Origin of the sequence: Microcystis sp. M179S2 (genome assembly GCF_020245805.1) — a bacterium.
In the GTDB taxonomy this organism is placed as follows: domain Bacteria; phylum Cyanobacteriota; class Cyanobacteriia; order Cyanobacteriales; family Microcystaceae; genus Microcystis; species Microcystis aeruginosa.
Map to the genome: position 1 here is coordinate 1 of NZ_JADBUE010000054.1, position 9,535 is coordinate 9,535.

Genomic DNA, 9,535 nt, shown 5'->3' on the forward strand with positions numbered 1-9,535 from the left:
CACCCCACTTCCCCAATTCCCCACTTCCCCAATTCCCCAATTCCCCAATTCCCCAATTCCCCACTTCCCCACTTCCCCAATTCCCCAATTCCCCACTTCCCCACTTCCCAACAGCCAGCCCGATTTCCCCAAGGTAACAAAACCAGATATTCTACTAAATAGTCGCCTATCACACCAGCCTGATCTCGTGGTCGTCCAATGCAGTTTGCCAAGATATTAATCGCCAATCGCGGGGAAATCGCCTTAAGAATCCTTCATAGTTGCGAAGAATTGGGCATTAGAACCGTTGCCGTCCACTCTACCATCGATCGCCATGCCCTTCACGTTCAACTGGCCGATGAGAGTGTTTGTATTGGTCCGCCCCCAAGTAGCAAAAGTTACCTAAATATCCCTAATATCATCTCGGCTGCCCTAACACGCAACGCCACGGCCATCCATCCCGGTTACGGTTTTTTGGCAGAAAACGCCCGCTTTGCCGAAATTTGTGCCGATCATCAGTTAACTTTTATCGGTCCGTCTCCCAGTGCTATTCTGGCTATGGGGGATAAATCTACCGCTAAAAAAACCATGCAAAAAGCGGGAGTTCCCACTATCCCCGGCAGTGGTGGTTTAATTACCTCAGAAGCGGAAGCAAAACGTATCGCTGATGACATCGGTTATCCTGTCCTGATCAAAGCCACCGCCGGCGGTGGAGGGCGTGGGATGCGTCTTGTCAAGAGTGCAGATGAACTAGGTAATATGTTAAAAGCCGCCCAAGGGGAAGCAGAAGCGGCTTTTGGCAATTCAGGAGTATATCTAGAAAAATTTATCGAATGTCCCCGACATATCGAGTTTCAGATTTTGGCCGATAGTCACGGTAACGTGATCCATTTAGGAGAAAGAGACTGTTCGATTCAGCGACGACACCAAAAACTGCTAGAAGAGGCACCCAGCCCCTTCTTAACCCCCCATTTACGCTCAAAAATGGGTAATGCCGCCGTTAAAGCCGCTAAATCGATTAATTACGTCGGGGTGGGAACTGTGGAATTTTTAGTCGATAAACAGGGCAATTTTTACTTCATGGAAATGAACACCCGTATTCAGGTGGAACACCCCGTCACGGAGATGATCACGGGGATAGACCTGATCCGAGAACAAATTCTGGTGGCACAGGGCGAAAAACTGCAAATTAAGCAAGATCAGGTGATATTTAGAGGGCATTCGATCGAGTGTCGCATTAATGCCGAGGATCCCGATCACAATTTTCGCCCTCACCCCGGCAAAATTAGCGGTTATCTGCCCCCCGGCGGTCCCGGTGTCCGCATGGATTCCCACGTTTACACCGATTACGAAATCCCCCCCTATTACGATTCCCTAATTGGGAAATTAATTGTCTGGGGAGAAAATCGCGAAACTGCGATTAAACGCATGAAACGCGCCCTGCGGGAATGTGCGATCACGGGAGTACCGACGACTATTGATTTCCATCGTAAAATATTGGAAACTCCCGCCTTTTTAGCTGGAGATGTTTACACTAATTTCATCCAGGAACATCTCTTGCCCTAGGGTGTTACCATGAATTTTAGACGAGAGTAGGCTAGGGATAATAATGACAGTAGAAGTTAAATTTAACTCGTTTCAACTCAGCGATGAACAGTTCTTTCAACTTTGTCAGGATAACCGAGATTTGCGCTTGGAACGCAACCCAAAAGGAGATTTAATTATTATGCCACCGACTGGAGGAGAAACCAGTAATTCTAACGCTGGAATCACTGCCCAATTATGGTTATGGAATAACCTAAATAAATTAGGTGTAGTTTTTGATTCTTCTGGAGGATTTAAACTACCTAATGGGGCCGATCGCTCTCCCGATGCTGCTTGGATACCTTTAGAAAAATGGCAAGCTTTAACCCCGCAACAAAAGGAAAGATTTTTACCTCTATCTCCCGATTTTGTCATTGAATTAATGTCTCCTAATGACAACATAGAAACTGCTAGGAAAAAAATGCAGGAATATTTAGATAATGGAACTCGTTTAGGTTGGTTAATCAACAGAAAAACTAGAGAAGTAGAAATTTATCGTCAAGGACAGGCAGTAGAAATTTTAACTAATCCAGAAAGTTTATCGGGGGAAAATATTTTATCTCAATTTGTCTTAGAACTTGATAGTATTTGGTAATTATATAATCCTATAAAAGAGAATCTAAACATGATGACAGTAGTAGAAATTAAATTTGAATCTTGGCAACTCAGCGATGAACAGTTTTTTCAACTTTGTCAGGATAACCGAGATTTGCGCTTGGAACGCAACCCAAAAGGAGATTTAATTATTATGCCACCGACGGGAGGAAAAACGGGCAATAGTAACGGTAGAATCACCCAACAATTATTTAATTGGTCAGATAACAATGGTACGGGTATCGCTTTTGATTCTTCCACAGGATTTAAACTACCGAATGGGGCTGATCGCTCTCCCGATGCTGCTTGGATACCTTTAGAAAAATGGCAAGCTTTAACCCCACAACAAAAGGAAAGGTTTTTACCTCTATCTCCCGATTTTGTCATTGAATTAATGTCTCCTAGTGATAGCCTAGAAACCGCTAGGAAAAAAATGCAGGAATATTTAGATAATGGGACTCGTTTAGGTTGGTTAATCAATAGAAAAACTAGAGAAGTAGAAATTTATCGTCAAGGACAGGCAGTAGAAATTTTAACTAATCCAGAGAGTTTATCGGGGGAAAATATGCTGCCAGAATTTAGTTTAAATCTTACTTTGATTTGGTAAATCAGAGGTAGTGATTGCCGTTTAACGCTTTGCTTTGTTGGGCATTGTCTTCATCGATAAAATACCGAATTCATTTTTAAGGAAGATAGTCATAATCAAGGATTTCTGCAAGGGTGAAGGGAGATTCAATCGGGAATAAATCAGCAGCAAGTTGATATTTTCTGAAAGTATCTTCTCTGGCCGCTTGATAACAATCTATCCAGATTTCAGGAATCAATCTTCTCAGACTTGGACTCTCTCTTAATAAGCGTTGAACTTGTCGGCGTTGTTCAACAATTGTGCTGCGCCACCCTTGAGCATTTGCTTCCTTTTCAGTTAGCCAGTAAGTCAATTTAAGCAAATGTTCGGCAATGATGGTTAAGCGACTTTCTAGTTCTCGTTTTTCACTCCTGCCCATCGTTTCAATTTCTTCGATTAAATTTTCTAAGTCTAATTTTTCAAAACGATGTTCTTTGAGTAAATTAGCGGTTTCTTGTAACCATCCGTAGAAATCTTCTTGATAAAGACTTTTACCTGACGAGACTAAAGACTTTTCGATGCTCATTTGATGATGACCTAGAAATATAATAGAGCAATCGGCGATTCTTACCACTGTTGCCTCTTGCCTGTTGCCTCTTGCCTGACTTCTGCCAGAAGTCTAATATCGCAGGATTACTCCTGAAAACATCAGAGCTTTAAATTTAAGCTAAAATTGGGTAAAACATCTTCACCCGACAAATCAGTGGGATTTTCTAAGATATCTACTTCCCTTGCTTGACGATAAATTTCAACTTGCCGATTCTGGGGATCGATTAACCAGCCTAACCTTGCCCCATTTTCCCTATATTCGAGCAGTTTTTTCTGTAATTTGTCAAGACTATCCGATTCAGACCGCAATTCGACCACAAAATCGGGACAGAGGGGAATAAATCCTTTTTTCTGCTTAGGGGTTAAAGATTCCCAGCGTTCTCGACTCACCCAAGATAGATCGGGAGAACGAATCGCCCCATTTGGCAGTCTAAATCCAGTGGAAGAGTCAAACCCGACTCCTAAAGCTTCATTTTCTTCGCACCAGCGACCCAGTTGAGTCGTTAAGCTAAAATTACGCTGTCCTGATTCGCCACCTGTAGGGGGATTCACGATTAATTCTCCTTGGGCTGTACGTTCTAATTTTAAGTCACGGTTGACCATAGCAAGGGCTTCAAACTGTTCAAGGGTGATAGAGAGAGCGATCGCGCTAGGAATTTCTAAGGAGAGGGTTTCGGGTGAGGTAGTAACTGCTAACATAATCCTTTGATCAGGTGGAACTCATATATACTATTAAAGATTATTTGTCAAGTTTTTGCTCAGACTTCTTTAGCTTGCGCTGACCAAATTCCCTATTTTTTGGGGAAGCTTCCACCTCGAGCGGGCGGGTTCAATAAATAACAGGTTATAATAGCGAATAATTAACTAAATTTACCTAAAAACCATCGATCGTGTTCTACGCTATTGATTTCGGAACCAGTAATACCGTCATTACTCGTTGGAATGGGGCGACAAATAGGGCCGAAACCGTGAAATTATCGGAGTTATCCCAACAAATAGTCGACAATCCCCCCCTAATTCCCAGTTTACTCTATATTAAATCAGCCAATCCCCTGCAAGTAATTGCCGGTCAAGCAGTGCGCGATCGGGGTTTAGATATCGATCGAGACCCGCGTTTTTTTCGTCGCTTTAAACGAGGTATCGGCGCAAAAATTCAAGGATTTTTACCTGAATTAGAGGAAACTGTCCTCAGTTTCGAGGGGGTTGGCCAATGGTTTCTCGATAGCATCATCGACCAATTAAAATACACCGCCCCGGAAACCCCCCAATCTCTAGTTTTAACCGTCCCCGTCGATAGTTTTGAAAGTTACCGCAATTGGTTAAGCAATGTTTGTCAGGGGTGGGAAATCGAACAAATTCGACTAATTGATGAACCCACGGCCGCCGCTTTGGGTTATGGAACCACTGGGGATCAAGTGATTTTAGTGGTAGATTTTGGCGGTGGCACTCTCGATCTTTCTTTGGTACAATTAGATTTAGATAATCCTCAAAAAAATCAAGGTTTTATTCTCAAGTGGGGAGAAAAACTTTTAGGCAATAATTCTGCCCAAAAAACTAAACTAGCGAGAGTTTTAGCCAAGGCGGGGACAAATTTAGGGGGGTCAGATATCGATGATTGGATCGTCGATTATTTTGCCCAAAAGCAATCTTTAGCGAAAACTTCCCTGACTACTCGTCTAGCAGAAAGATTAAAAATTAAACTTTCTTCCCAATTAACCGCCGAGGAGGTATATTTTGATGAGGAAAATTTCGAGAGTTACGAGTTAAGCTTGGATCGAGAACAATTGACTGATATTCTCCAACAACAAAACTTTTTTCATCAATTAGATGATTTAATGACGGGAGTTTTGCAACAGGGAAGACGCAATGGAGTTGAAGTTAGCGATATCGATGCGGTGTTATTAGTCGGGGGAACCGTCCAAATTCCGGCGGTAAAAGATTGGGTGCGACAGTATTTTGATAGTAGTAAAATTAAAGAGGATCGACCCTTTGAAGCGATCGCTTTGGGAGCGTTACAATTAGCCCAAGGTTATCAAGTCAAAGATTTTCTCTATCATAGCTACGGGATTCGTTACTGGAATCGTCGCCAAAATGCCCACGCTTGGCATCCGATTATTAACTCTGGACAACCCTATCCCATGGAAAAACCCCTGGAATTAGTCCTAGGTGCTTCCGTGGACAATCAACCTAGCATTGAATTAATTATCGGCGAATTGGGCACAGAAAGGGGGGCGATCGAGGTCTATTTTGATGGTGATAAATTAATTACTCGTTCCCTCGGTAATGGAGAAACTAGCGTCCAACCCTTAAATGATCGCGAGGGGGCCCGATCGATCGCTCAACTCGCTCCTTTAGGTTTGCGGGGCAAAGATCGCATTAAAGTGCAGTTCTGGATTGATGATCAGTGTTTTCTGCGGATTAATGTGGAAGATTTACTCAGTCAAGAATTGTTACTAAATAATCAAATCGTCACCAAATTAAGCTAGACTTGGCTTCACCTAAAAATCAAGTGCAGACTCATAGTAAGTTTGCACTGATATTATCGCAATATTCTGTTTTACCGGTGGCTTTATCGACTGTGATCGCGCACGGGGATCGGGATCAGTTCGGGTTCGGGTTCGGGTTCCGGACCAAAAACACTCTCGATCAGTTTGCGCGCCCATTCTCTCAACTTGTCTATCACTTCATCTAAATAGTCCATTGACCAAATGGCTCCTTTGAGATACTAGCTATGAGTTTTCGTCGATTGATCCCCGCAACAGCTTGATTCTAGAGAATTTTAACTAATTTTCATCGTTTGGCTGTTAAATCTGACGAGCGGGGGAATCTATATCTTGTATTTATATTAAGCTTAACATAACTTTTTAGTCTGAGTATATATTCTTGGCAATTCTTTTTTAAGATATTGTTAATAAATTCCGGCGTAGGCGATCAAGGGCGGTATAAGCACTAATCTGGCGAATTGTCAAGCGATCTCGATTTTCTCCGAAACGATGCTCTGATACGGTAACATTTCCCTCAGGACTGGCTAAACCGATATAAACTAGGCCCACGGGTTTTGTCTCACTGCCTCCTCCTGGTCCGGCAATACCCGTGATACTGATCCCCCAATCCGTAGCGAGGCGTTTTTGCACCCCTAGCGCCATCTGTTGGGCAATAATGGCACTGACAGCCCCGAAATTATTTAAATCCCCTTCATTTACGTCTAAGAGGGCAACTTTTACCCGATTATCGTAGGAAATAACCCCACCCCCAAAATAATCGGAACTGCCGGCGATTTGGGTGATAATTTCCCCTAATCCCCCTCCAGTACAGGATTCTGCCACACTCAAAGTTTGTTTTTGCCGCCGCAAAAGTTCCCCCACCACCGCAGGTAAAGTATCATCATCAGCCCCAAAATAATCTAATCCGGCGATTTCCTTAATTTCCGTCGCTACCGGTTCAATTACCTGCAAAGCAGCCTCTAAAGAAGGGGCTTTGGTCGCAATTCGCAAACGCACTTCGCCTAAACTAGCATAGGGGGCAACGGTGGGATTAGTCAGATCAAATAAATGGGCAACTTTTTCCGCTAAAGCTGACTCACCGATACCGCGAAATTTGAGGTAACGACTATAAATCCTCTCTTTGCCCCATCCTTGACTTTCTAGGTAAGGAATCGCCGTTTCTACCCACATTCTCTTCATTTCTGAGGGTACTCCGGGGAAAGTGAGAATAGTCACGTTAGTCTGTGGTTGCCAGATCATGCCAGGGGCGGTTCCCGTCGGATTTGGCAAAAAATCGGCTCCCATGGGTATTAAAGCCTGTTTACTGTTACTAGGAGGCATTTCTCGCCCTAAGCTCGTAAATTTAGCCTCGATTTCTGCTAAAATCTCCTGATCTTCCCTGAGGGGCGTTTGGAAAAAATCGGCGATTGTTTCTGTAGTTAAATCGTCGGGAGTCGGTCCGAGTCCGCCAGTAAAAATTAAAATTGAAGAACGTTCTCGGGCAATAGCGATCACTTTTTTCAGTCTTTCTACATTATCCCCCACCACCGTTTGATAATAATGGGGAATGCCTAATTTTGCCAATTCTAGGGCTAAATATTGGGCGTTAGTATTAACTATATCCCCTAATAATAATTCCGTTCCTACACAAATAATTTCAGCGGCCATAATTTTTAGCAATTAGCTTAAGATTTTCAATTTTGATCATCAACTTATCTTCTGTCACCACAGTTCAATCGGGTTTCGGTAACGATGGTCATGGAAGTTAACAATACCAGTGCGCTCCAACATTATACCAGTAAGCTATCAACAATCAAGGTCTTGTATATTAGACCTCTGGTAAAAATCAAAAATTGTTGTTAGGGTTAGGAGTCAGTAGCCGGTCGTCAGGAGTCAGGAGAATTAAGAATGAATAATAATCAATTAAACGGTATATTTACAGATTTTATGGAATTTAATCCTTGTTTTTGCCGTTTTTGAAGCGTCAAAAATTAATTATGCAAGAGGTTTATTAATGCCACTTTTAATAACCAGATTTAGTATCACTACCTATGAGCAAACGTAAAATCAGCGCATTATTCCCTTATATAACAATAATTGATCTTAACGGAGGCAGGAGGCAGCAGGCAGGAGGCAGGGGGCAGGAGGCCGTTTTTGTAACGGGGATTTATGCCCCGCTCCAAAAACTTTTCGCCTTAAGGCGAGGTTTTAGACCCGATTTTTTCGATAACAAAGTATTGCCGAGCATCACCTCTTCCTTCCTGCCATGACAAACCCCACCAAAATCATCTAAAATCAAAATGTCCACTAAATAATAAAATTCTATGACTCGCTGGTTTAATATTGCAGGTCCCTGTAAAGACGATATCCACTATATGCTATCTCCCACAGTCAGATTACCAGATTTAGAGGATTTAATTAAACAAGAAAGTTACTTTGTCCTTCACGCACCACGACAAACAGGGAAAACCACCGCAATGTTAGCCCTAGCAAAACAACTTACCGATACTGGAAATTATGCCGCAGTCATGGTATCAGTGGAAGTAGGAAGTGCATTCAATCATGATCCTACTGCCGCAGAATTAGCAATTTTAGGAACTTGGTATAATACAATAAATATCCGCTTACCCAAAGAATTACAACCACCTGTTAAACAATGGCAACAGGAAGAACCAGGCAATAGAATTAATGATTTTTTAACAGGTTGGGCAAAAGCTATAAACCGACCTTTAGTATTATTTATAGATGAAATTGATTCTTTACAAGACCAAACATTAATATCAGTTTTACGACAGTTAAGAGATGGTTTTCCTAACCGTCCAGAAAATTTCCCGACCTCAGTAGGATTAATTGGTTTACGAGATGTGCGAGATTATAAAGTAGCATCTGGTGGTAGTGATAGATTAAATACATCTAGTCCTTTTAATATTAAAGTTGCTTCTCTGACTATGCGAAATTTTAATCTTGCAGAAGTGGTTGAATTATATCAACAACATACAGCAGCAACCGGACAAATTTTCACACCAGAAGCAATAGAAACAGCGTTTGATTTAACTCAAGGACAACCTTGGTTAGTCAATGCTTTAGCTAAAGAAATTGTAGAAAAAATGGTAAAAGATAGAAGTATTGCTATTACCAAAGAACACATTTTAACAGCCAAAGAAATATTAATTGCACGTCAAGATACTCATTTAGATAGTTTAGCTGAAAGGTTAAGAGAACCAAGAATTAAAGCCATTATTGAACCGATGTTAGCCGGTTTAGAATTAGGGAATATACCTAATGATGATATTCAATTTGTCATTGATTTAGGATTATGTAAAATGCACCCCTATGGAGGTTTAACTATTGCTAATCCCATTTATAGGGAAGTGTTACCCAGGGTGTTAACTGTGACACCAATGGCATCTTTACCCATGATTGCACCCACTTGGTTAACCCCAGAGGGTGAATTAAATATAGATGCTTTATTAACAGCATTTCTCAAATTTTGGCGACAACAGGTCGAACCATTATTAGGTAGCACTGGTTATCATGAAATCGCTCCACATATAGTATTAATGGCTTTTTTACATCGTGTGGTTAATGGTGGGGGAGTTTTAGAAAGGGAATATGCAATTGGTAGTGATAGAATGGATTTATGTCTGAGTTATAAAGATGTAATTTTAGGGATTGAATTAAAAGTATGGCGGGATAAAAAACGCGATCCTCAAGCTGATGG

Annotated in this window: 9 protein-coding genes; 5 read left to right on the top strand and 4 right to left on the bottom strand. The window is 41.8% G+C overall.

Translation table 11 applies throughout. The annotated features are described in order from the left end of the window. Positions 1-198 precede the first annotated feature (198 nt). Genes accC through IM500_RS03095 form a run of 3 tightly spaced genes read left to right on the top strand, consistent with a single transcriptional unit; the run spans position 199 to position 2,764 of the window. Positions 199-1,545 carry an acetyl-CoA carboxylase biotin carboxylase subunit gene (accC, locus tag IM500_RS03085; protein WP_002751149.1) on the top strand — a complete coding sequence of 449 codons (1,347 nt, stop codon included), beginning with the start codon at positions 199-201 and terminating at the stop codon, positions 1,543-1,545. Between the two features lie 43 nt (positions 1,546-1,588). Beyond that, positions 1,589-2,158, top strand: a complete 570-nt coding sequence (locus IM500_RS03090; protein WP_190721441.1) for a Uma2 family endonuclease — start codon at positions 1,589-1,591, stop codon at positions 2,156-2,158. 30 nt (positions 2,159-2,188) lie between these two features. Further along, the gene (locus IM500_RS03095) at positions 2,189-2,764 is read left to right on the top strand and encodes a Uma2 family endonuclease (RefSeq protein WP_287737654.1); all 576 of its coding nucleotides are present in this window, start codon (positions 2,189-2,191) and stop codon (positions 2,762-2,764) included. Positions 2,765-2,840: 76 nt separating this feature from the next. Here IM500_RS03095 and IM500_RS03100 read toward each other — a convergent pair whose 3' ends face one another. Both IM500_RS03100 and IM500_RS03105 read right to left on the bottom strand, forming a co-directional pair. Then, positions 2,841-3,308, bottom strand: coding sequence for a DUF29 domain-containing protein (locus IM500_RS03100; RefSeq protein ID WP_190721435.1), 468 nt, complete (start codon positions 3,306-3,308; stop codon positions 2,841-2,843). 122 nt (positions 3,309-3,430) lie between these two features. Continuing rightward, positions 3,431-4,030, bottom strand: a complete 600-nt coding sequence (locus IM500_RS03105; RefSeq protein WP_190721433.1) for a Uma2 family endonuclease — start codon at positions 4,028-4,030, stop codon at positions 3,431-3,433. 191 nt (positions 4,031-4,221) lie between these two features. On the opposite strand from IM500_RS03105, the gene IM500_RS03110 reads away from it, so the two are divergent. After that, a complete protein-coding gene (locus tag IM500_RS03110) occupies positions 4,222-5,817 on the top strand; it encodes an Hsp70 family protein (protein ID WP_287737657.1) in 1,596 nt (531 codons plus the stop codon). 83 nt (positions 5,818-5,900) lie between these two features. Here IM500_RS03110 and IM500_RS03115 read toward each other — a convergent pair whose 3' ends face one another. Together IM500_RS03115 and IM500_RS03120 are read right to left on the bottom strand one after the other, a co-directional pair. Then, positions 5,901-6,032, bottom strand: coding sequence for a hypothetical protein (locus IM500_RS03115; RefSeq protein WP_002757361.1), 132 nt, complete (start codon positions 6,030-6,032; stop codon positions 5,901-5,903). Positions 6,033-6,228: 196 nt separating this feature from the next. After that, on the bottom strand, positions 6,229-7,482 hold the full coding sequence (locus IM500_RS03120; RefSeq protein WP_287730539.1) for a competence/damage-inducible protein A: 1,254 nt from the start codon (positions 7,480-7,482) through the stop codon (positions 6,229-6,231). A gap of 656 nt (positions 7,483-8,138) precedes the next feature. Here IM500_RS03120 and IM500_RS03125 point away from each other — a divergent pair. Further along, positions 8,139-9,535: AAA-like domain-containing protein (locus tag IM500_RS03125; RefSeq protein ID WP_287737659.1), on the top strand; the 1,397-nt coding region annotated here is incomplete at its 3' end.

Coding starts and splice junctions, on each gene's coding strand:
- accC (WP_002751149.1), top strand. CDS start 199: ATGCAGTTTGCCAAGATATTAATCGCCAATCGCGGGGAAATCGCCTTA.
- IM500_RS03090 (WP_190721441.1), top strand. CDS start 1,589: ATGACAGTAGAAGTTAAATTTAACTCGTTTCAACTCAGCGATGAACAG.
- IM500_RS03095 (WP_287737654.1), top strand. CDS start 2,189: ATGATGACAGTAGTAGAAATTAAATTTGAATCTTGGCAACTCAGCGAT.
- IM500_RS03100 (WP_190721435.1), bottom strand. CDS start 3,308: ATGAGCATCGAAAAGTCTTTAGTCTCGTCAGGTAAAAGTCTTTATCAA.
- IM500_RS03105 (WP_190721433.1), bottom strand. CDS start 4,030: ATGTTAGCAGTTACTACCTCACCCGAAACCCTCTCCTTAGAAATTCCT.
- IM500_RS03115 (WP_002757361.1), bottom strand. CDS start 6,032: ATGGACTATTTAGATGAAGTGATAGACAAGTTGAGAGAATGGGCGCGC.
- IM500_RS03120 (WP_287730539.1), bottom strand. CDS start 7,482: ATGGCCGCTGAAATTATTTGTGTAGGAACGGAATTATTATTAGGGGAT.